A 20,784-nucleotide genomic window follows, 5' to 3' on the forward strand; every position below is an offset into this window, starting at 1 on the left:
CCTCGTGGCACAGAACCCGCCCACCGCCTCGGCCAAGGCCGAACTGCGCCGAGAACTGCTCGCCGCGCGCCGCTCCTTGTCGCCCGAGAACCGCCGTGCGGCGGCCGCCGCACTCGCCGTCCGCTCCCTCGAACTGCCCGAACTGGCCGGTGCCCGCACGGTGGCCGCGTACGTCTCGGTCGGCACCGAACCCGGCACCCGGGACCTCCTCGACGCCCTGCGCGCGGCCGGCAAGCGGGTGCTGCTCCCCCTGCTGCTGCCCGACGACAACCTCGACTGGGCGGCGTACGAGGGCCCGGCCTCCCTCTCCGAGGCCGCCCACCCGGGCAAGATGCGGCTGCTGGAGCCGACCGGCCCCGCGCTCGGACCGGACGCGGTCACCGGGGCCGACGTCGTGCTGCTGCCCGGGCTCGCGGTGGACGGCCGCGGTATGCGCCTCGGCCGCGGCGGGGGCTCGTACGACCGGGTGCTGCAGCGGCTGGAGCGCGCCGGGGCACATCCGGCGCTGGTCGTCCTCCTCTACGACGACGAGGTGGTCGCGCGGGTCCCGGAGGAACCGCACGACCACCCCGTTCAGGCGGTGGCCACCCCGTCAGGGGTGCGCCGTTTCAGCCGTCCCTAGGAACCCTCGGGCTTGAGGGTCAGGGTGTCGACCGTGGCCTTCTCGACGGCGTCCTTGCCGAAGGGCCACTCCAGCAGCTCGCCCTTGGCCCACATCGTCGTCTGGTCCGTGTAGTGCGCGTTGTAGGCGTGCCCCGAGGCGCCCGTGAGGTTGATCCAGCGCGACTTGTCCAGCTCGTTGAGGTTGACGACCATCCGCATCGACGGCACCCACGTGACCTCGTACCCGCTGGAGGCGTTCCAGCCGGTCGCGTTGACCGTGGCCTCGCCGCCGCCCAGGTTCCACGGGCCACGGTTGAGGAGCCACTGCAGGAAGCCGGGGCCCTCCTTGCCGATCGTCTGGTTCTTCAGCGTCAGCTGGTGCAGACGGCCCCAGCTCCAGGTGGACTGGTCCTTGCCGAGCTTGGCGGTCAGCTCCCAGCGGGCGTCGGCCATGGCCCGCGCGAACAGCTCGTCGCGGGTGGTGGTGGCCGGCTTGTTGAGGCCCTTGGCGGGCACGCTCCACCACGGCGACTTCTCGTCCTTGACCAGGCGGCGGACCACCTCGAACCAGCGGTCGCCGCCGTCGGGCTGCGCCGAGGCGGAGTCACGGGTGCCGCATTCGCGGACCGTCTTGGCGAGGTCGTCGGCCGGGCCGGTGCCGTTGCCGAGGACGTTCATGCAGCTGCCCTCGATCCGCAGCTCCTTGGGCATCTTCTCGCCGAAGGACAGCTTGAGGATGTTGCGCCAGACCGCGTTGAAGTAGGCCGCGGCCGCCGAGTCGGGCTCCTGCGTGTAGTTCCAACCGTCCAGCAGCTTCTGCGCGGCACGCACCCCCGGGTCCGAGACCTCTATCTTCGCCAGCATCGGGGTCAGCAGCGCGGCGATCTCGCTGCTGTTGTCCATCTGCATGGTGCGCATGTCGTCGGTCGAGATCCGGCCGCCGTCCTTGATCTTCGCCTCGATGAGGTCGTTGATCCGCTGGCTGCGGGCGCCGTAGCCCCAGTCGGTGGTCAGCACGTACGGGTACTTGCCCGCGCCGGTGCCGCTCTCCACGACGGCCTGGTTGGCGGTCACGATGTAGCCGCGCGCGGGGTTCTGGTCCCAGGGCATCTCGTTCTGCGGGATGTAGCCGGCGTTGCCGTCCTTGGCGCCCTTCCAGGCGTACTTGGAGTCCCAGCCCGGGGCGGGCATCCGGCCGTCACCCTGGCCGCGCACCGGGATGCGGCCCGGGGCCTGGTAGCCGATGTTGCCGCTGGCGCCCTTGTTGTCGGCGTAGATCAGGTTCTGGGACGGGACCTCGAAGTCGGCGGCCGCCTTGCGGAAGTCCTCGAACGTCTTGGCCCGGTCGAGCTTGAAGACCGCGTCCATGGACTTGCCGGGGTCCAGCGCCGTCCAGCGCAGGGCGACGGCGTACCCGTCACCGCGGTCGGGCGCGGAGCTGGCGACGGGGGCGCGGGTGCCGACCGTACCGAGCTCCTCGCTGCGGTCGGAGACGAGCGGACCGTTGTTGGTGGTCCGGACGGTGATCTTCTTGCTGGCGCCGCCCGCGACCTTGATGACCTCTTCGCGGGTGTCGAAGGGCAGCACCTTGTTGTCGTAGACGTAGCCCTCGGGCTTGACCTGCTCCAGGTAGAGGTCGGTGACGTCGGCACCGAGGTTGGTCATGCCCCAGGCGATGTCGGCGTTGTGGCCGATGACCACGCCGGGCATGCCGGAGAAGGTGTAGCCGGCCACGTCGTACTGGCACTGGGCCGAGACGGTGCGGCAGTGCAGGCCCATCTGGTACCAGACCGAGGGCAGCTGCGGAGACAGGTGCGGGTCGTTCGCGAGCAGCGGCTTGCCGGTGGTCGTGTACTTGCCGGAGACGACCCAGGAGTTCGAGCCGATGCCGCTGCCGTTGGGACCGAGGATCGCGGGGATCTCGTCCAGGGTGTCGGCGAGGGAGGTGAGCTGGGTGCGCAGACCGACGGCCGCGCCCTGGCCGGTGACGTTGTCGGCCAGGCCGGTGGCGGTGCCGGCGGGGGTCACGGTCTGGGTCCCGACGGCGTTGCCGTTGCCGGAGCCGCTGCCCGAGCCGGAGCCCGAGCCGGTGCCGGAGCCGCTGCCGGCGGCGCCGCCCTGCGGGGTGTACTTCCCGCCGTCGACCTTGCCGCCCTCGACGATCGCCTTGTTCCGGTCGAAGGGGTACGGCGGGTAGAGCTCGTCGATCTGCGCCTGCGACAGCTTGGTCGCCATCAGCGCGCGGTCGATCTCGTCCTGCATGTTGCCGCGCAGGTCCCACGCCATCGCCTTGAGCCAGGCCACCGAGTCCACCGGCGACCACTGCTCGGGCTGGTAGTCGTCGCTCAGCTTGAGCGCGGCGTGCTCGACCGAGAGGTCCTTGCCGGACTTCCCCTTCAGGTACGCGTTGACCCCGTCGGAGTAGGCCTGGAGATACTTCTTGGTCTCCGGCGACAGCTTGGTGTCGAACTCGGCCTGCGCGACCTGGCGCCAGCCCAGCGTGCGCAGGAAGGCGTCGGTCTCGACCTGGCCGGAGCCGAACATCTCGGAGAGGCGGCCGGACGTCATGTGACGTCGTACGTCCATCTCCCAGAACCGGTCCTGCGCGTGCACGAAGCCCTGCGCGCGGAAGAGGTCGTCGTCGTTGTCCGCGTAGAGCTGGGGAATGCCGTGGGCGTCGCGCTTGACGTCGACGGTCCCGGTCAGGCCCGGCACCTTGAGGGAGCCGGTCGTCTGGGGGAAGGAGGCGCGCACGCCGTCCACGCTCCAGTACGCCCCGTAGCCGAGGCCCGCGAAGAGCGCCAGGACCAGGACGAGCACGATCAGACGGGCGCGTCGTCCCTTCTTCTTGACGGGAGGAGCGGTTTCGTTGGCGGGCATCGCTGTCCTTAGAGGGGCAGGGTGGTCCTGGGAGTACTGGGAGCAACCATAGGCGCAGGACCGACTTCGTTGATCCGCCAGGGGTGGAGCTGGCGAGGACAGGGGGGAACAGGCGTTTCACAATGTGGTTATCGCGTAAAGGGCGCGTCAAAGATTAGGTAAGGTAACGAACTACTTGCCGAACTTGTCGCCGGGAGGATCGATCCGCCGGGCGCATTGAGGAGGGCCGCCCGCTGACTGTCCACACGCTCAATGAGCTCTTGCTGGTCTGCTCGCTCGTGCTGCTCGTCGCCGTGGCGGCGGTACGCATCTCCTCACGCAGCGGCCTCCCCAGCCTGCTCATCTACCTCGGCATAGGCATCGCGATAGGACAGGACGGCATCGGCAACGTCGTATTCGACAACGCCGAGCTGACCCAGGTCATCGGTTATGCCGCACTCGTCGTGATCCTCGCCGAGGGTGGTCTGGGCACCAAGTGGAAAGAGATCAAACCGGCCCTGCCCGCGGCGGTCATGCTGTCACTGGTGGGCGTCGCGGTCAGCGTGGGCGTGACGGCTGCGGGAGCGCACTACCTGGTCGGACTGGAATGGCGCCAGGCCCTGCTGATCGGCGCGGTCGTCTCCTCGACCGACGCCGCGGCCGTCTTCTCGGTGCTGCGCAAGGTCCCGCTGCCCGCCCGGATCACCGGCGTGCTGGAGGCCGAGTCCGGTTTCAACGACGCACCCGTCGTCATCCTGGTGGTGGCCTTCTCGACCGTCGGTCCGGCGGACGAGTGGTACGTCCTGATCGGCAAGATCGCCCTGGAGCTGGCGATCGGCGTCGCGATCGGCCTGGCCGTGGGCTTCCTGGGCGCGTACGGGCTGCGGCACGTGGCCCTGCCCGCCTCCGGCCTCTACCCGATCGCCGTGATGGCCATCGCCATCGTGGCGTACGCCGCCGGCGCCATCGCGCACGGCTCCGGCTTCCTCGCGGTGTACCTGGCGGCGATGGTGCTCGGCAACGCCAAGCTTCCGCACTGGCCGGCCACCCGGGGCTTCGCCGACGGGCTCGGCTGGATCGCCCAGATCGGCATGTTCGTGCTGCTGGGCCTGCTGGTCACCCCGCACGAGCTGGTCCGCGACTTCTGGCCGGCCGTGGTCATCGGGCTGGTGCTGACGATGGTGGCACGCCCCCTGGAGGTCTTCATCAGCCTGCTGCCCTTCCGGATCTCCTGGCAGGAGCAGGTGCTGATGTCGTGGGCCGGGCTGCGCGGAGCCGTGCCCATCATCCTGGCGACCATCCCGATGGTGTCCGGGATCGAGGGCAGCGACCGGGTCTTCAACATCGTCTTCGTGCTGGTCGTCGTCTACACCCTGGTGCAGGGCCCGACCCTGCCCTGGCTCGCGCGCAAGCTGAACCTCGGGAACGGGGACGAGGGCGCCCTCGACCTCGGGATCGAGTCGGCACCCCTGGAGAAGCTGCGCGGACACCTGCTGTCCTTCGCCATCCCGCCGGCCTCGCGGATGCACGGCGTGGAGGTGAGCGAGCTGCGGCTGCCGCCGGGGGCCTCGGTCACGCTGGTGGTCCGGGACGCGAAGAGCTTCGTACCGGCGCCGTCGACCGTGCTGCGGCGCGGGGACGAGCTGCTGGTGGTGGCCACGGACCCGGTCCGGGACGCGGCGGAGGCGCGGCTGCGCGCGGTGGCCAGGGGTGGCAAGCTCGCGGGGTGGCTGGGTACGGGCGGACCCGCGCCGCGTTAGAGCGACGTTCTAATTCAGCCAATTTCGCCGAGGTATGTCCACTTCTGTCTGCTTTTCCGGGCTCTTTACATGCGAAGCAGCCGTTAATCCCAGGTGAAGACACCCCTTGTCGTCGAATTCACAAGGCGTGGTAGTGGCTTTCCCTGTACGATGAAGGCACACCAGATCGAACCAACTCTGCCTGACGCAGAGCTGGCGCGACCGCAAAGCGGCCGTGGCACCACCCCGTAGTGGGCGCCCAGGTATCACTCGGTTCTGCGCAAGAGGACAGCTCTCGGGGCTCCCACATGTACGGGTGCGGTCGCTCACAAGGCGAAGCACCGTCCGCAGACGGGGACGCTCTACCAGGCAGCGGAAAGGCAAGGCCGTGACATCCGCGGTCACGACCGACACGTCCGCCCGCCCCGGCTACGGGCAGCTGCTTCGCACTCCCGGCGCCCTCGGCTTCGTACTCCCCGGCTTCGCAGCCCGACTGCCCTTCGGCATGCTGACCATCGGCATCCTGCTGCTGGTCCAGCACACCACCGGTTCCTACGGCAGCGCCGGCGTCGTCGCCGCCGTCACCGGCATCTCCATGGCGCTGTCCGCCCCGCTGATGGGCATCTTCACCGACCGCTTCGGCCAGACCGCCGTCCTGCTGCCCGTGGTCCTCACGCACTCCGTCGCCGTCACCGGCCTGGCCGCGCTCGCGCTGCTGGACGCACCGGTCTGGGCACTGGCGATGGCCGCCGTACCCACCGGCGCCTCGGTCCCGCAGGTCGGACCGATGGTCCGGGCGCGCTGGGCCGCCAAGCTGGAGGGCTCTCCGCTGCTGCCGACGGCCGCCGCGTTCGAGTCCGTCACCGACGAGTTCACCTTCGTCGTCGGCCCGGTCCTGGCGACCGCGCTGTGCACCGGCGTCCACCCGGCGGCCGGCCTGGTCACCGAGGCCACGCTGACCCTGCTCGGCGGCCTGCTCTTCGCGGCCCAGCGGGCCAGCCAGCCCAAGACGCACACCCCGTCGCACACCGGTGAGAAGCGCGCCTTCGCGCTGTCCTTCCCCGGCCTGCGCGTCCTGATCTTCGCCTTCCTCGGGATCGGCGCCGTCTTCGGCGGCATGCAGGTCTCGCTCGCCGCCTTCTCCAACGAGATCGGCAACCCGGGTGCCAACGGCCTGCTCTACGGGGTCTTCGCCGCGGGCAACATGACCGCCGGAATCGCCATGGGCGCCATCGCCTGGAAGATCGGCCCGCGTCGCCGGCTGATCCTGGGCTACGTCGGCCTCACCGCCGCCGCGTCCGTCCTGTGGGCGGCGAACTCGATGATCCTGCTGGGCGCGCTCGGCCTGGTCGTCGGCCTGTGCATCGCCCCGGCGCTGATCACCGGCTACACCATGGTCGAGCAGCTGGTCCCCGCGAACGCGCGGACCGAGGCCTTCACCTGGCTGACCGGCTCGATCGCCTTCGGTCAGGCCATCGCCGTCATCCTGGCCGGCCGCCTGACGGACGCGCACGGGTCCTCGTTCGGCTTCCTGGTGCCCATGGGCGCCACCGCGCTCGCGCTGACCGCCCTGCTGGCGCTGCGGGCGAAGCTCGCCCCGAAGGCCCCGAGCCGGATCGTGAACGCGTCCGCACACGAGGACGCGCCCGCACAGGAAGGCGCGCCCGCACAGGAGGACGCGCCCGAGACCGAGGCCACGGCCCCCGCGAAGCCGCAGCTGGCCACCCGCACCATCCCCTCGACGGCCTCCCGTAACCGGGTGAACGAGCGTGGGATGGGTCACCGCGTGCCGGTGACGGTGGACTGATCCGCCGGAATACGTCACCATGGAGCGTCGTTAGCACTCATTGAGTCAGAGTGCCAGGAGGAAATTCGTGCCGACCTACCAGTACCAGTGCACCGAGTGCGGTGAGGGCCTTGAGGCCGTGCAGAAGTTCACCGATGACGCACTGACCGTGTGCCCGAGCTGCGACGGACGCCTGAAGAAGGTGTTCTCCGCGGTCGGCATCGTCTTCAAGGGCTCCGGTTTCTACCGGAACGACAGCCGTGGCGCGTCGTCGAGCAGCACCCCTGCCTCGAAGCCGTCGTCCGGCTCCTCGTCGTCCTCGACGTCGACCGCTGCCGCCGCTCCTGCCGCCTCGTCCTCCTCGACGTCGTCGTCGAGCTCGTCGAGCAGCAGCTCCACGTCGGCCGCCTGACCGCATCCTCCCGAGGCCCCGCCGCCCCTGTCGGCAGCGGGGCTTTCGGCATGCCCACGGCAGGGCCTTAGGGTGGACCGCATGGTGAACGCAGAGATCGGTGTCATCGGCGGTTCGGGCTTCTACTCCTTCCTGGAGGACGTCTCCGAGATCCAGGTGGAGACCCCGTACGGACCCCCGAGCGACTCCCTGTACGTGGGCGAGCTGGCCGGGCGCCAGGTGGCCTTCCTGCCCCGGCACGGACGCAGCCACACCGTCCCCCCACACAAGATCAACTACCGGGCGAACCTGTGGGCCCTGCGCTCGGTCGGCGTCCGCCAGGTACTGGGCCCGTGCGCGGTCGGCGGTCTGCGGGCCGAGTACGGGCCGGGCACCCTGCTCGTTCCCGACCAGCTGGTCGACCGTACGAAGGCCCGCGCGCAGACCTTCTTCGACGGTGAGCCGCTGCCCGACGGATCCGTTCCGAACGTCGTGCACACCACCTTCGCCGACCCGTACTGCCCGGTGGGCCGGGCGGTGGCGCTCGCGGCGGCCCGCGGCCGGAACTGGGAGCCGGTGGACGGCGGCACCATGGTCGTCGTCGAGGGACCTCGCTTCTCGACGCGCGCGGAGTCGCGCTGGCACGCGGCTGCGGGCTGGTCGGTGGTCGGCATGACCGGTCACCCGGAGGCGGTCCTCGCCCGGGAGCTGGGCCTCTGCTACACCTCGATGGCCCTGGTCACCGACCTGGACGCGGGTGCCGAGACCGGCGAGGGCGTCTCCCACACCGAGGTCCTGAAGGTGTTCGGCGAGAACGTCGGACGACTGCGCGAGGTCCTCTTCGACGCGGTGGCGGCCCTGCCGGCCACGGAGACCCGGGACTGCCTGTGCACGCACGCGCATGACGGGTGGGACCTGGGCATCGAGCTGCCGTAGCCCCTCCTCGCCTCTCCTTGCTTCGCCTGGCCTCTCCTTGCCTCTGCCGAGGGCTCCGCGGCGGCTTTGTCAGTGGCTGCTCCTAGCCTGTGAGCATGGGAAATCGGGGCGGGACGGCAGTAGCGCGCGCGACGGTCGCGGAGCTGGAGGAGTTCGCGGCCGAGGCCGGCTGTGCGGGCATCGACGGCGCCGGGGACCTGGGTGGCGGCTGGTCGCAGGTGCAGTACGACGACCAGCCGGACGGCGCGGCGCTGGCGGCGGCGCTGGCACGGCGGACAGGGGCACCGGTGCTCACGGTGGCCTACCTCGACAGTGACGTCGGCTTCGTCGAGGCCGCCACCTTCGCCGGAGGCAGCTGGAGAGCGCTGCTCAACCGGGTCACGGCCGAGAACTACGAGATACCCGTCGACCGGTTCCCGGTGGAGACGGCCCTGGCGGGCGCCCTCGACTGGGCCGCCGCGGCCGGCCTGAGCGCCGACCCGGCCGGGATCCGGGCCGCTCTCGCCGACTCCGAGACCTTCGCGGAGGAGCTCACCGACCGGCTCCTCGGCGCGCTCGGAATCCCTTCCGCGGCGCCCGGCGCAGCAGGCGCCTAGCACTGCGCTGCGTTGTGCTGCTGTGCTGTGACCGGGACGGGCCGGGCCGGGCCGCGCGCCTCGCGCAGTGACCGGGGCGATCTGCCGCAATCCGGTGGACTTCCCGGTCTCGGCACCGGAAACCCTCCGCCGGCTGTCACATCCCGGCCGGCTGTCCTGTCCTTCCTGGTGAAGGCGGAATCAAGACCGCCCCGGCCAGGGAGACGACAGTCATGCCGCGTATCTCGCTCACCCCGCCCCGAACCCTGCTCATGCGGATCGGGGCCTGGTACTCGCGCCGCACCTACGGCAAGGTGCTCGACCCGGGCCAGGCCTACGGGCACAACTCGCGCGTGCTCCTTTCGTACGTCCGGCTGGAACGGAGCGTGGCGAAGTGGAAGGCGCTCGACGCCGGGCTGAAGCACCTCGCCGTGATGGCGGCGGCGGCCCGTGTCAACTGCTCGTGGTGCATGGACTTCGGCTACTGGGCAGGCCACGAACTGGGCCTGCCGGCCGAGAAGATCGAGCGGGTGCCGCAGTGGCGGGAGGCCCGTGAGGTCTTCACCGAGCTGGAACTGCTCGTCATGGAGTACGCGGAGGCCATGACGGAGACCGAGCCGACGGTCACGGACGAGCTCGCCCGGGAACTGATCGCACGGCTCGGCGAGGAGGCGTTCGTCGAGCTCACCGCGATGGTCGCGCTGGAGAACTGGCGCTCGCGCGTCAACAGCGCCTTCGGCCTGACCGGTCAGGGTTTCGCGGAGGACTGCCGGATCCCCGGCCGGGCGGCGACCTCGACAATGAAGGCGTGAACACCGACCTCCCCCGCGCCGACCGCAGGGTCATCGTCGCCCTCGACTTCGACGACCGCCGGGCCGCCGAGGCGCTCGTCGAGCGCCTCGGCGACGCCTGCGGCTCCTACAAGATCGGCCTGGAGCTGCTGACCGCGGCGGGGCCCGGACTCGCCCGGGACCTCGTCGCGCGAGGGCACGAGGTCTTCCTCGACCTGAAGCTCTTCGAGATCCCGAACTCCGTCGCCGGAGCGGTCCGGGCCGCGGGCGCGCTGGGCGCGTCCATGGTGACCGTGCACGGCATGGGCGGTACGGGGATCATGTCCGCGGCGGTGGAGGCGGCGCGGGAGTTCCCGCGGCTACGGGTCGTCGCGCTGACGGTGGTCACCAGCATGACCGGGAGCGACCTCGCGGACATCGGCGTCGCCGCGGACACCGAGGAGCAGGTGCTCCGGCTGGCCCGGCTGGCCGTGGGCGCTGGCTGCGACGGGGTCATCGCCTCGCCGCGGGAGGCCGGGGTGCTGCGCGGGCTCCTGGGGCCGGACCGGCTGATCGTCACGCCGGGGGTGGTCCTGGAGCCGGAGGAAGCGGCCGGCGGCCACGCCCGGCCGGGGACGCCTCGGGCCGCCTTCGAGGCCGGGGCCTCGCACGTCGTGGTGGGCCGGTCGGTCGCTCGGGCGGCGGACCCGGTGGCCGCCCTGCGACGGGTGCGGGCCTGCGCGGACTGACTCGTCCGGGTGACGGGGTTGTCCACAGGCTGGGGACCGTCCACAGGCTCCGGCGGGATTCCCCGGGAGGCCGGATCGTGGGAAGTGTCCGGGCACGGGGTCCGGACACAGCGACTCGTTCGGTCTGGTGGTGTTCGTCATGTCCCGTACGTCCACGGCCCTTTCGGCCTGCTCCGCCTCTTCCTCTGCCTCCTCCTCCGTCTCCTCCTCGGTCTCCTCAGCCTCCTCCTCGGCGTCTTCGGCTTCCTCCTCGGCGTCTTCGGCTTCCTCGGCCTCCTGCGCTCCCCCTGCCTCCTGCACCTCCCTCTCCGCCTCCGCCAGCCGGGCTCCGGCCGCTCCCGCGGCGTGCGCGACGTCCTCCGTCTGTCCCCCGGCGCGCCCGGTCCCGCCGTTCCCACCGCTTCGCGTGGGGCGGGGCGGGCTCCGGTTGCGCCGGGCGGTGCGACGGCGGCGTCGGGCCGCTTCGGCCGCGCTGGCCGTCGTCGCGGCGGCCGTCGCGGTGGGCGGGACGGAGGCGCAGGCCTCGCGGGGCGCCGCGCCGCCCGGGGCGCGGGTCTCTCAGCGTGCTGCGCCACCCGTCGCGGAGCGGAGGGTGTCGGCGCCCGTGCGCATCGCGGACGCGGCGACGGTGCGGCTGCTGCGGCCCGGAGACCGGGTGGACGTGGTCGCGGCGGAGCGCACGGGGTCGCCCAGGGTGGTGGCCACGGGGGTGCTGGTCGCCGAAGTACCCGCTCCCGACCCGGGAGTTGTGGACGGTGGTGCGCTGGTGGTGCTGTCCGTTCCGCGGGACGTCGCGCCGGGTCTGGTGGGTGCGGGCGCCACGACACGACTGGCGGTGACGTTGTGCTGATTCGCACACACGGGCAGTCAATTCACCTCAAGGTGGCGACCGATTGGACACTTCACGCCTGGACTGCCGTAGCTTTCGGAACCGTTGGCTCCATGTTCGGCAGATGTGAAGAGAGGCTCAGTGGTGAGCGAGAAGAAGAAGGAGAGCGTGCTGGCAGGCTTCAAGGCCTTCCTGATGCGCGGCAACGTGGTCGACCTCGCGGTGGCCGTGGTCATCGGCGCCGCGTTCACGAACATCGTGAACTCGGTGGTCAAGGGGATCATCAGCCCGGTGGTGGGCGCCGTCGGCACGCAGAGCCTGGACGGCTACAAGTCCTGCCTCAAGGCCCCTTGCGGCATCGGCCCGAACGGCCAGCCGACGGGTGTCGAGATCCTCTGGGGCTCGGTGCTGAACGCGACGCTGACCTTCGTCATCACCGCCGCGGTCGTGTACTTCCTGATGGTGCTGCCGATGGCGAAGTACCTCGCGCGGCAGGAGGCCCGCCGCAAGGCGCGCGAGGGCGTCCAGGAGCTCGTAGAGATCACCGAGCTGGAGGTCCTGAAGGAGATCCGGGACGAGCTGGTCGCACAGCGCGGTGGCGGCGTGGCCCCCACCGGTCCGCGCAACGGTTACTGACCTCTCCGGCCGCCGCGGGCGGTCAGACGTGGTGCGGGGGCTTCTCGTCGAGGAAGCGGGCCAGGTCGGCCGCGCTTCCGCCGGCGGGCGGCCGCTCGCCCCAGCCGTGGTCGGTGTCGTCCGAGGACTGCTGGTCCAGCGGGTCGTCGAAGACCAGCCGGGGCTTCGGCCGCGGCTCACCGGCCTCGGGTGCGGTACGTGAGGGCTGCGGGTCGGGCGTGGGGGTGCTGCTCATGCCTCCAGGGTACGGCCGCCCTCTCCCCCGCCCGGCCGGCCGATCCCGGTCCGGCTCCCGCTCGGGCCCCGGCCTCGGCTCCGGCTTCGGTCGGTTCCGGGTCGTGGACCGTGCCCCGCATCCGCCCGGGGCACACGGGCGCGGCGGGCCGCGCGTCCGCCCGGCCGGAGGTCCATGGCTCTGGTCTCCTGGCCGGTATGGCCTACTCCCCCATGACCGCCCGCAGCCCCGACGAGCTCCACCGCGCCGCCACCCCACTGGAGCTGTTCTTCGACCTCTGCTTCGTCGTCGCCATCGCCCAGGCCGGAGCCCGGCTGGTGCACTCGCTCGCGGAGGGCCATCCCGGAGCCGGGGTGGTCGGCTACTTCTTCGTCTTCTTCGGCGTGTGGTGGGCCTGGATGAACTTCACCTGGTTCGCCTCGGCGTACGACGTGGACGACGTCCCGTACCGGATCGCGACGCTCGTGCAGATCGCCGGTGTGCTCGTGTACGCGGCCGGGGTGAGCCGGGCCTTCGACGACAACGACTGGGCGGTCGCGGTCACCGGCTACATCATCATGCGCGTCGCCCTGACGGCGCAGTGGCTGCGGGCCGCCTCCGGGGAACAGGGCGCGGCCCGGACGGCGGCACTGAAGTACGCGGCCGGACTGGTGGTCTGCCAGCTGGGCTGGATCGGCCTGCTGTTCGTGCCGGACGACATGAAGCGGTGGCTGTTCGTCGTCCTGCTCATCGCCGAGCTGGCGGTGCCGGTGATCGCCGAGCGCGGGCACCAGACGCCCTGGCACGCGCACCACATCGTGGAGCGGTACGGCCTGTTCACCATCATCGTGCTCGGCGAGACGATCGCCGCGGCCACGGTGGCGGTCAAGTCCGCGATCGACGAGCACGAGGCGCTGGACCAGTTGCTGCCCATCGCGGCGGGCGGGCTGCTGATCGTCTTCGCGGCTTGGTGGATCTACTTCGCGGTGCCGATGCACCAGCACCTGAACTCCAACCGCGAGGCCATCCCGTGGGGATACGGGCATCTGCTGATCTTCCTCTCAGGTGCGGCGATCGGCGCCGGCATCGAGGTCGCGGTCGAGCACGCGGTGGGCAAGGCGCACATCTCCCAGGTCGCCGCGAACGCCGCCGTCACGGTCCCGACCGCCGTGTTCCTGCTGATGGTGTGGCTGCTGCACTCCCGCCACTTCAAGCGCGGCCCCGCCCAGCAGCTGGTCCTGCCGGTGGCCGCCCTCGTGACGCTCGCCTGCACCTGGTCGGGTACCTACGCCGTTGCCTGGGCGGGCCTCGTCGGGGTGCTGACGGTGGCGGTCGGTCTCGCCCTGTCCACCCGGGCCGGTATGACCACCGGTGCCACCGTCTGACCCCGCGGGCCGCCCGTACCCGTCGGCCGCCCGTACCCGCGGCCCGCACACCGCCCGACCGTCACTCCCGCGCCCCCGCCGCCGTTCTCCAGCGCAGAACGACGCGCACCGACTGGAGGCCCTGCCATGACTCTCCCGGCACAACGCCACGGCACCGACCCCGGCCGGGAGCTGGCCGAGCCAGGCTTCTGGCAGCAGCCCCCCGCCCACCGCCTCGCGGCCTTCGCCCGGCTGCGCGCGGCCGAGGGACCGGTGTTCGTCCCCGAAGGGTCCGGGCGCGGGCACTGGGCCCTCGTCCGGCATGCGCAGGTGCAGGAGGCCAGCCGCCTCCCGAAGGTGTTCGCCAGTGCCCCCGGCGTGACCACCCCCGAGCCGGCCCGCTGGGTGCGGGCCCTGTTCGGGGACTCGATGGTCAATCTGGACGGCCCCGACCACGCCCAGCTGCGCAAGATCGTGCAGCGTGCCTTCACGCCCCGCCTGCTGGCGGCCGCCGAGGAGGACATCCACGCCGTGGCCGCCCGCATCGTGGACGACGTACTGGCCGAGCGGCCCGACGAGTTCGTCTCGGCCGTGGCCTCCCGGCTGCCCCTGGAGGTCATCTGCAACATGATGGGCATCCCGGAGCGCTACCGCGCCGAGATCGCCGACCGCGTCAACCACGCCTCCGAGAACATCGGTGTGGAGCGGGGTCTGGCCTCCCGGCTGCGGATGCCCGGGCGCGGGCTGCGGGCGCTCGCCCGCATGCAGCGGATGGTGGCGGGCATCGGGCGGGAGCGGCGCAAGCACCCCACCGACGACCTGATCTCGGCGCTGGTCTGCGCGAACGTGGACGGCCAGGCCCTCGGGGCACGCCAGCTCGGTGCCTTCTTCTCCCTGTTGATGGTCGCCGGGGTGGAGACCACCCGGAACGCGATCACCCACGGGCTGTCCCTGCTGACCGATCATCCGGACCAGCGGGACCTGCTGCTCTCGGACTTCGAGAAGTACGCGGACGGAGCGGTGGACGAGATGATCCGGCATTCGACGCCCATCATCCAGTTCCGCCGGACCGTGGCCGCCGAACACACCATGGACGGGCACGTGTTCCGGCCGGGCGAGAAGGTGGTCCTCTACTACGCCTCCGCCAACCGGGACGAGGCGGTCTTCCCCGACCCGGACGCCTTCGTCATCACCCGCTCGCCCAATCCGCACCTGGGCTTCGGCGGCGGCGGCCCGCACTTCTGCCTGGGTGCGCACCTGGCCCGGGTGGAGATGAAGGCCCTCTTCCGTGAGCTGCTGACCCGGCCGGTCGGGCTGCGGGCGGTGGGCCTGCCGGACCTGGCGGGATCGAACTTCGACAACCGGGTGCGCTCGCTGAGGTTCGCCTTCGAAGGGCCCTGATCACGGGCCGGACCGGGCCCCTGTCCCGGACCGGCCCCCGGTTCGGGTCCCGGTTCGGGTCGGTTCGGGTCCCGGTTTGGTTCGGTTCGGGTCCCGGAAAAGCGGAAACCGGCCACCGGGCGGGCTGGGAGCCCGGCGGCCGGAGCGGGTGGTGGCGGGCACCCGGCCTGTGGTTACCGCTGAACGCGCCGCACGGCGAGGACGCAGTGGGCACTGCTGGTGAGCACGGACTCGTCGCCCGCGAAGGCCTGCAGGGTCTCCGGCGCGACCGGCTGGCCCGGGACCGCCTCGGGCCAGGCACGGGTGGCGAAGAGGAAGTACGCCTGACCGCTCTCGTCCGCCGCGGCGACCCACTCGTCGGGGGCGGTGCAGCGCGCGTTCATCCCGGGGAGGGTGAGGGCGATCTGGTTGCCTTCCAGGAGGATCTGCACCGGGAAGGTGGCCGCCTTGAGGGTGCCGTCCATGACCACGTCGCCGATGGGCAGGCCGATCTCCTCCAGCAGCCCCCGGGCGGCCGCCTCGCCGGCCTCCCGGCCCTGCGGTCCGTCGCCGAGGGTGTAGGCGAGGAGGTACGGGATGTCGTGCGCCTCTTCGGGGTCTCCGATCCAGGCGAGCACCGAAAGGGTGCCGAGCTGGGACCGGTCGATTTCGGCTTGAGTAGAAGTCATGCGCGCACCCTAGTGGTCTCTCCGCCGGCCCTTTCGCGGCCCTTCACCCGGGCGGGCTAGACGGCCCAGAATCCCTCTCCGGAATTCGCCTGCGTGTTCGCGTCCTGGTACTGGAGCCGCACAATGCGCGCGCTTTCCGGAATTTCGAACACCACCCACCCCTCGGCCCGCTCACCGACCTCCAGGGAATCGAAGACGATCGGTTTGCCGGTCGTCAGCTCGCCGGTCTTCACCACCGGGTGACGCTGCCCCGCGCTGTCGTGCGCCCACATGCGCCCGAGGGCCCCGTACGAGGCACCCCCCACGTTGACGAAGGACATCGAGGCGGCCACCCAGCGCTTCCCGGCGGGCGGGGCGAAGTTCTTGTCCACACTGATCGCCGGGTCCACGAACGCCCCGAGTTCGACCTGGAGGTGCATGCCGATCTGCCTGCCGTGCACCCGTGCGGTGCCGCCCACGTGGGCGTCCTTCACACCGGGCCGTGCGGGGGCCTGCGCCGCGCCCGGCGCCCCGTCGTCCACCACGACCGCCGGCGCGGCGGCGGGCGCGAGTACGTCCGGCTCCGGGGCGCTCTGGCAGGCGGCGGCACCGAACAGGAGGAGCGGCAGCAGGGCGATGGCGGGCAGGGGGAGGGCGGGCTGGCGCATGCAAGATCCCTTCGGGGACGTGGTCCGGCCAGTTTCACGCGCCCGGGCAGGTAATTGCGCACAACGACACGAGCGCGCGGATCACGTGGGTACGCCCACCTGCCAGCACAATGCGTTCCGGTGGAATCCCGCCATCCGCAGCACCTGGAGGAAGAATGCCCATCCCCGCCCGCCGAATGGCCCTGACGGTTTTCTCCGCCCTGGCCGCCACCACGCTGTTCACCGCTCCGGCCGGCGCCACCGTCTTCAATCAAGGGATTTCCGTGCATCGCGACGCGTACGTCGCCAAGGACGGTTCCGTCACCCTTTCCGGGACGTACCACTGCGAGCAGGCGTCACCCTCTGGGGCGATGCAGATCAAGGCGACCGTCGAGCAGGAGGGCGGCGGCCGGCTGAGCATCGGCGCGGAGCAGGTCGTCTGCGACGGTCAGGAGCGCCGCTGGGTGGCCGACGCCCCGGGCGCCTTCGTGAACGTGCACCCGGGCCGCGCGGTGGTGACCGCGGAGCTCCAGGAGGTCCGGTTCTCCGGCCTGATGCCGAAGTCTGTCGCCACGGTCGCCCGGGACTCGCAGAACGTCGAGTTCCGCGAGCACTGAGCGGTGCGGGCACGCGACTCGGCTCGCGCCCTCGCCCGCGTCACGCGCCCCCGGGCCGGTAGCCGCCGCTACCGGCAGTCGGGGGTGACGTCCGTCATCGACATGAAGGCCACCGACCGGCAGGCGGGGTCCGCATGCGCCCGCCCCGTCACCCAGTCCACGACGGCCGGCACTCCGGACACCAGCAGGAGCACGGCCAGGGCGCCCGTCACGGCGGCTCTGGTCAGCCCGCGCACAACACGATCCGTTCCATGGCTCGCATCATCACCCCACTCCGGGCGCCCCACAACCCGGGGTGACCGTCCGGTCACCCCGCGCTCCGGGGGCTGCCCGAGGCGTCGAACTCGCACCACACCGCCTTGCCGTCGCCGCGGGACTCCACGCCCCAGTGCGTGGCCAGCGCGTCCACCAGCAGCAGCCCGCGCCCCGTGGTGGCCGCCTCGCCCGGGGTGCGCCGGCGCGGCCACACGCTGGAGCGGTCCTTGACCCACAGCCGGATCCGGCGGACCGGCTCCGGCAGCACCTCCATCGTCAGCACCGCCCCGCCGTCGGTGTGCAGCAGGGCGTTGACCAGCAGTTCCCCGGCCGCCAGCTCCACGTCGTCGGCGAGCTCCGGCATGCCCCAGTCGCGCAGGGCCTGGCGCAGCGCGTAGCGGGCCTCCGAGAGGCCTTCCGGGTCGGCCTGGTGGACGTACTGGTGGATGCGCGGCGCCCGGTGGGTGCCCGGGTCGGGGGCCCGGCGCAGCACCAGCAGGGCCACGTCGTCCCCGGAGCCCCAGCGCTCCCAGAGCCGGTCGGAGAGGTGATCGGCGAGCGCCCCGGCCCCCTGGGGGCCACTGCGCACCGCCTGGGCGAGGGCGTCCATCCCGGCGGTGATGGTGGTGCCCGGCTCCTCCACCAGGCCGTCCGTGCACAGCACCATGGTCTCCCCCGGTACCAGGTCGAGCCGGGTCTCGGGGAACTCCTCGTGCTCGAAGAGCGAGGCCAGGCCGAGCGGCAGGCCGCCGCGCACCTTGGGCCAGCCCGTACGCCCGTCCGTGTGCCGGATCAGTGGTCCGAGGTGACCCGCGCGGACCGCGCGTACGCCGCCCGTCTCCAGGTCCACCTGCGCGTACATGCAGGTGGCGAAGCGCTCGGTGTCCAGCTCGGCGAGGAAGCGCGAGGCCCGGGCCAGCACGGTGGACGGCGGATGGCCCTCTCCGGCGTACGCCCGCAGTGCGATCCGCAGCTGGCCCATGATCGCCGCCGCGTGCGTGTCGTGGCCCTGGACGTCGCCCACCACGACGCCCACGCGGTCGCGGGGCAGCGAGATCACGTCGTACCAGTCCCCGCCGACCTCCCGCCCGCTCCAGGCGGCGTGGTAGCGGACCGCGATCTCCCCGCCGGTGATCTCCGGGATCCGGCGCGGCAGCATGGCGGCCTGCAGGCCGGTCGCGAACTCCCGTTCCTGGTCGAAGAGGAGCGCCCGCTGGAGGGACTGGGCGACGATGCCCGCCAGGCCCAGGCAGAGGTTGCGCTCCTCCGGGCTGAACTCGGTGCGCCGCCGGTAGAAGAGGACCAGGCCGCCGATGGCCTTGGCCTGCGCGATCAGCGGCAGATAGGCGGCGGCGTCGTACCGGATCCGGTTCAGGTAGTCCGCGAGGAGCGGGAACTCCCCGCCGAGCTCGGTGAGCGACGTGACGAAACGTGCCTGCCGGGTGAGCACCGCGCGCGACAGCGGCAGCGAACCGTCCAGCCGGGTGAACCGGCGCTCGCTGAGGATCTCCAGGGACTCCCCGCTCAGCGCGATGATCTTGATGGTGCCGCCCTCGACGAGCCCCAGGGCCAGCCCGTCCGCACCGAGCCGCTCCAGCGCGCCCGCGCCGGTCAGCGCGGCCGTGACGTCGTCGACCGTCACCGCCCGCGACAGGGCCTCCGTGGTCCGCTGCACGATCGTCGTCTGCTGGGCGCGCGCCGCCTCCAGCTTGCGCAGCAGCGTCGCGTGGGCCAGCTCGGCGGTCGCGTCCCGGACGATCCCCACGATCCGCTCGGGCTCCCCGGCGCCGTCCCGGAGCACCCTGCCGGAGGTGTGCGTCCACTGGTCGCGGCCGTCGCGCCGCCGGACCATGAAGTACGCCCCGTACGTGTCCCCGCCGTCCGCCAGGACACCTTCGACGATCTCGGTCAGCCGGACCCCGTCCTCGGGCGGGATGCGCAGGGCGACCCCGGGAAGGGTGCCGTCGAACTCCTCCGGCCCGAGGTCGAGGACCTCCATCGCGGCGTCGTCCAGCACCACCGTCCCGGCACCCAGCTCCCATTCGAGGCTGCCCATGCCGTTGAGTGCGAACCGCTCCCCGGGCGCGGTCACGGGGGACCGCCGGACCGGCTCGGGTCCGTCCCGTTCCGCCGCTGCCACGTTCCACACCACCTAACGGCCGGGCCAGTACGGCTGGGAGATCAGCCGCTCCCACTCCTCGTCAGGATGACCCGGAAGGGTGCGCCCGGCCTCCCTCCAGCGCTTGACGACGGAGAGGTAGATCGTGGGCTGGTCGGCGTGGGAGGCAGTCGCGTACGGCCCCGCGTACGGCCCCGCGTACGCGGCGCGGTCGTACCCGGCGGCCCTGGCCCGACCGGCGGGCTGTTCCCCGCGGCTGGCGGGAATGCGTACCCAGCCGCGGCCCTGCGCTCGCTCCGAGCTCATCACGGACCCCTCTCTCCGCGGATCTCACCGCAGATACGTCTTCGGATGCCCTGGGGGTACCCCCGGAAGCCCGGGGGCAGCGGCCCCTCCCGGCCGGGGGACACCGGAGGAACCCGGCCGCGGACCCCGGGCACCGAGGCGCTTGCGGACTCCTCTCACCAGTCTCCCCGCCGTGAAGCCCGCGCCGTGTACGAATCGCATGGAAGGGCCGAATGAGGGAGCCGTCAGCAGGCCCGCGAAGAACAGTCCCGGCCACGAGGACTCGAACCCGGGGCTCAGCTCCGGCGCCCCGCTGCCCCCCACGGTCTCCAGCGCCGCCCGCAGCCCCGCGTCGAGCAGCTCCAGCCGGGCCAGCTCCGGGACGAAACCGGTGGCCGCGATGACGTGCGCGGTGTCCAGCACCACGCCCTCCCCCGCCGGGTCGGTCAGCCCGAGCCTGGTCCGCTCGCCCACCGCCACCGCCCGGTCCAGCCGGTGCCCGAGCAGGACGGGGACCCGCCGCTCGAAGCGGTCCCGCAGCCACCAGGCGCCGGCCGGGCCCAGCGCCGTCGCGGCGATCCGCTCCCGGGTGGGCGCGGGCAGCCGGCGCACCGCCCACGGCAGCTCCGACCACACCCAGCTGCGCCAGCCGGTACCGAGGCCGCTGTGCGGATCGCGCAGGGCCCGCAGCGGGGGCCGGTCCAGGGGCTGCGGGACGGTGTTCCAGTTCAGTCGGGAGCGCCGGGCGACCAGGCAGGGCCGGGCGCCCTGCTCGGCCAGCAGGGCGGCGGTCTCCAGGGCCGCCTGCCCGGCCCCGAGCACGGCCACCTCGCGGCCCGCGAACCGGCTCAGGTCCCGGTGGCCGCTGCTGTGCGAGTAGTGCCCGGGCGGGAGGTGCCCCAGCACCTCGGGGTGGCGGACGAAGGGCATCACCCCGACCGCGAGGGCCACCGTACGGGCGAGCAGCGGCGGCCCCTCGGCGGTGCGGACGCGGAAGCCGTCGCCCTGCGGGGTCACCTCCAGGACGGTCACCTCCTCCACCTCCGGCGCGGCCTGCCGGGCGAACCACATCCCGTACGCGCTGAACGTTCCGATCGGCAGCGGAGTGCCGTGTTCCGTGGTCATGCCGAGGGTCGCGCAGTAGTCGGCCAGGGTGTGCCGCCCGTCCGGCGCGGACAGATTGGACGACCAGGGCTCCGACTTCAGGTACATGCCGTCGGGCATGTGGTCGCGCCACGAGGCCATGGGCCGCCCCAGCAGCCGTACGCCGAGCCCCTCGGCCGCCGCGTGGGCGGCGATCGAGAGCCCGTACGGGCCCGCACCGATCACCACGAGATCGTCGATCCGCGTCAACGCCGCTCC

The 20,784-nt window shown here is 72.0% G+C and carries 21 protein-coding genes; 13 read left to right on the forward strand and 8 right to left on the reverse strand.

Translation table 11 applies throughout. The annotated features are described in order from the left end of the window. The first annotated feature begins 4 nt into the window (after positions 1-4). Positions 5-622, forward strand: coding sequence for a 5-formyltetrahydrofolate cyclo-ligase (locus DEJ51_RS13355; protein WP_223835789.1), 618 nt, complete (start codon positions 5-7; stop codon positions 620-622). Here DEJ51_RS13355 and DEJ51_RS13360 read toward each other — a convergent pair. Then, a complete protein-coding gene (locus DEJ51_RS13360; RefSeq protein ID WP_150257787.1) occupies positions 619-3,483 on the reverse strand; it encodes a penicillin acylase family protein in 2,865 nt (954 codons plus the stop codon). The two genes, DEJ51_RS13355 and DEJ51_RS13360, sit on opposite strands and share 4 nt — an antisense overlap. A gap of 215 nt (positions 3,484-3,698) precedes the next feature. Between DEJ51_RS13360 and DEJ51_RS13365 the strand changes: the two genes are divergently transcribed. From DEJ51_RS13365 to mscL, 9 genes are all read left to right on the forward strand, one after another. Further along, complete coding sequence (locus DEJ51_RS13365) at positions 3,699-5,222, forward strand: potassium/proton antiporter (protein ID WP_223836170.1); 1,524 nt, start codon at positions 3,699-3,701, stop codon at positions 5,220-5,222. A gap of 367 nt (positions 5,223-5,589) precedes the next feature. Next, positions 5,590-7,008, forward strand: coding sequence for an MFS transporter (locus DEJ51_RS13370; RefSeq protein WP_150257789.1), 1,419 nt, complete (start codon positions 5,590-5,592; stop codon positions 7,006-7,008). A 67-nt stretch (positions 7,009-7,075) separates the two neighbouring features. After that, positions 7,076-7,399 carry an FmdB family zinc ribbon protein gene (locus tag DEJ51_RS13375; RefSeq protein ID WP_150257790.1) on the forward strand — a complete coding sequence of 108 codons (324 nt, stop codon included), beginning with the start codon at positions 7,076-7,078 and terminating at the stop codon, positions 7,397-7,399. Positions 7,400-7,480: 81 nt separating this feature from the next. Further along, positions 7,481-8,314, forward strand: coding sequence for an S-methyl-5'-thioadenosine phosphorylase (locus DEJ51_RS13380; protein ID WP_150257791.1), 834 nt, complete (start codon positions 7,481-7,483; stop codon positions 8,312-8,314). A gap of 95 nt (positions 8,315-8,409) precedes the next feature. Continuing rightward, positions 8,410-8,910 carry a hypothetical protein gene (locus DEJ51_RS13385; RefSeq protein WP_150257792.1) on the forward strand — a complete coding sequence of 167 codons (501 nt, stop codon included), beginning with the start codon at positions 8,410-8,412 and terminating at the stop codon, positions 8,908-8,910. A gap of 212 nt (positions 8,911-9,122) precedes the next feature. After that, positions 9,123-9,701: a carboxymuconolactone decarboxylase family protein gene (locus DEJ51_RS13390; protein ID WP_150257793.1), complete on the forward strand. Its 579-nt coding sequence runs from the start codon at positions 9,123-9,125 to the stop codon at positions 9,699-9,701. Continuing rightward, positions 9,698-10,408 carry an orotidine-5'-phosphate decarboxylase gene (pyrF, locus tag DEJ51_RS13395; protein ID WP_150257794.1) on the forward strand — a complete coding sequence of 237 codons (711 nt, stop codon included), beginning with the start codon at positions 9,698-9,700 and terminating at the stop codon, positions 10,406-10,408. Before DEJ51_RS13390 ends, pyrF begins: the two co-directional genes overlap by 4 nt. Positions 10,409-10,847: 439 nt before the next feature. Then, entirely contained in the window at positions 10,848-11,258 is a 411-nt protein-coding gene (locus DEJ51_RS13400) for a hypothetical protein (RefSeq protein WP_411757309.1), read from the forward strand. 123 nt (positions 11,259-11,381) lie between these two features. Further along, the gene (gene mscL, locus DEJ51_RS13405; RefSeq protein WP_190620356.1) at positions 11,382-11,873 is read left to right on the forward strand and encodes a large conductance mechanosensitive channel protein MscL; all 492 of its coding nucleotides are present in this window, start codon (positions 11,382-11,384) and stop codon (positions 11,871-11,873) included. Between the two features lie 22 nt (positions 11,874-11,895). Here mscL and DEJ51_RS13410 read toward each other — a convergent pair whose 3' ends face one another. Then, complete coding sequence (locus tag DEJ51_RS13410) at positions 11,896-12,108, reverse strand: hypothetical protein (RefSeq protein ID WP_150257796.1); 213 nt, start codon at positions 12,106-12,108, stop codon at positions 11,896-11,898. Positions 12,109-12,305: 197 nt separating this feature from the next. Between DEJ51_RS13410 and DEJ51_RS13415 the strand changes: the two genes are divergently transcribed. Further along, positions 12,306-13,472: a low temperature requirement protein A gene (locus tag DEJ51_RS13415; RefSeq protein WP_150257797.1), complete on the forward strand. Its 1,167-nt coding sequence runs from the start codon at positions 12,306-12,308 to the stop codon at positions 13,470-13,472. A 126-nt stretch (positions 13,473-13,598) separates the two neighbouring features. After that, the gene (locus tag DEJ51_RS13420; protein WP_150257798.1) at positions 13,599-14,852 is read left to right on the forward strand and encodes a cytochrome P450; all 1,254 of its coding nucleotides are present in this window, start codon (positions 13,599-13,601) and stop codon (positions 14,850-14,852) included. Positions 14,853-15,025: 173 nt separating this feature from the next. Here the strand turns inward: DEJ51_RS13420 and DEJ51_RS13425 are convergent, their stop codons facing one another. Together DEJ51_RS13425 and DEJ51_RS13430 are read right to left on the reverse strand one after the other, a co-directional pair. Continuing rightward, positions 15,026-15,520 (reverse strand): DUF5949 family protein, encoded by a 495-nt coding sequence (locus DEJ51_RS13425; protein ID WP_030009737.1) that lies wholly within the window; start codon positions 15,518-15,520, stop codon positions 15,026-15,028. Positions 15,521-15,576: 56 nt separating this feature from the next. After that, the gene (locus tag DEJ51_RS13430) at positions 15,577-16,167 is read right to left on the reverse strand and encodes a DUF4352 domain-containing protein (RefSeq protein ID WP_150257799.1); all 591 of its coding nucleotides are present in this window, start codon (positions 16,165-16,167) and stop codon (positions 15,577-15,579) included. 155 nt (positions 16,168-16,322) lie between these two features. Between DEJ51_RS13430 and DEJ51_RS13435 the strand changes: the two genes are divergently transcribed. Beyond that, the gene (locus DEJ51_RS13435) at positions 16,323-16,763 is read left to right on the forward strand and encodes a DUF6299 family protein (protein ID WP_150257800.1); all 441 of its coding nucleotides are present in this window, start codon (positions 16,323-16,325) and stop codon (positions 16,761-16,763) included. A gap of 68 nt (positions 16,764-16,831) precedes the next feature. On the opposite strand, the gene DEJ51_RS34485 is transcribed toward DEJ51_RS13435, so the two are convergent. The 4 genes from DEJ51_RS34485 to DEJ51_RS13450 form a co-directional block, all read right to left on the reverse strand. After that, on the reverse strand, positions 16,832-16,999 hold the full coding sequence (locus tag DEJ51_RS34485; RefSeq protein ID WP_190620357.1) for a hypothetical protein: 168 nt from the start codon (positions 16,997-16,999) through the stop codon (positions 16,832-16,834). Positions 17,000-17,070: 71 nt separating this feature from the next. After that, a complete protein-coding gene (locus DEJ51_RS13440) occupies positions 17,071-19,158 on the reverse strand; it encodes a SpoIIE family protein phosphatase (RefSeq protein ID WP_411757310.1) in 2,088 nt (695 codons plus the stop codon). A 12-nt stretch (positions 19,159-19,170) separates the two neighbouring features. Next, on the reverse strand, positions 19,171-19,443 hold the full coding sequence (locus DEJ51_RS13445; protein WP_150257801.1) for a hypothetical protein: 273 nt from the start codon (positions 19,441-19,443) through the stop codon (positions 19,171-19,173). A gap of 24 nt (positions 19,444-19,467) precedes the next feature. After that, positions 19,468-20,766 carry an NAD(P)-binding domain-containing protein gene (locus DEJ51_RS13450; RefSeq protein ID WP_150261893.1) on the reverse strand — a complete coding sequence of 433 codons (1,299 nt, stop codon included), beginning with the start codon at positions 20,764-20,766 and terminating at the stop codon, positions 19,468-19,470. Positions 20,767-20,784 lie beyond the last annotated feature (18 nt).

This window comes from Streptomyces venezuelae (genome assembly GCF_008642275.1).
Lineage (GTDB): Bacteria > Actinomycetota > Actinomycetes > Streptomycetales > Streptomycetaceae > Streptomyces > Streptomyces venezuelae_E.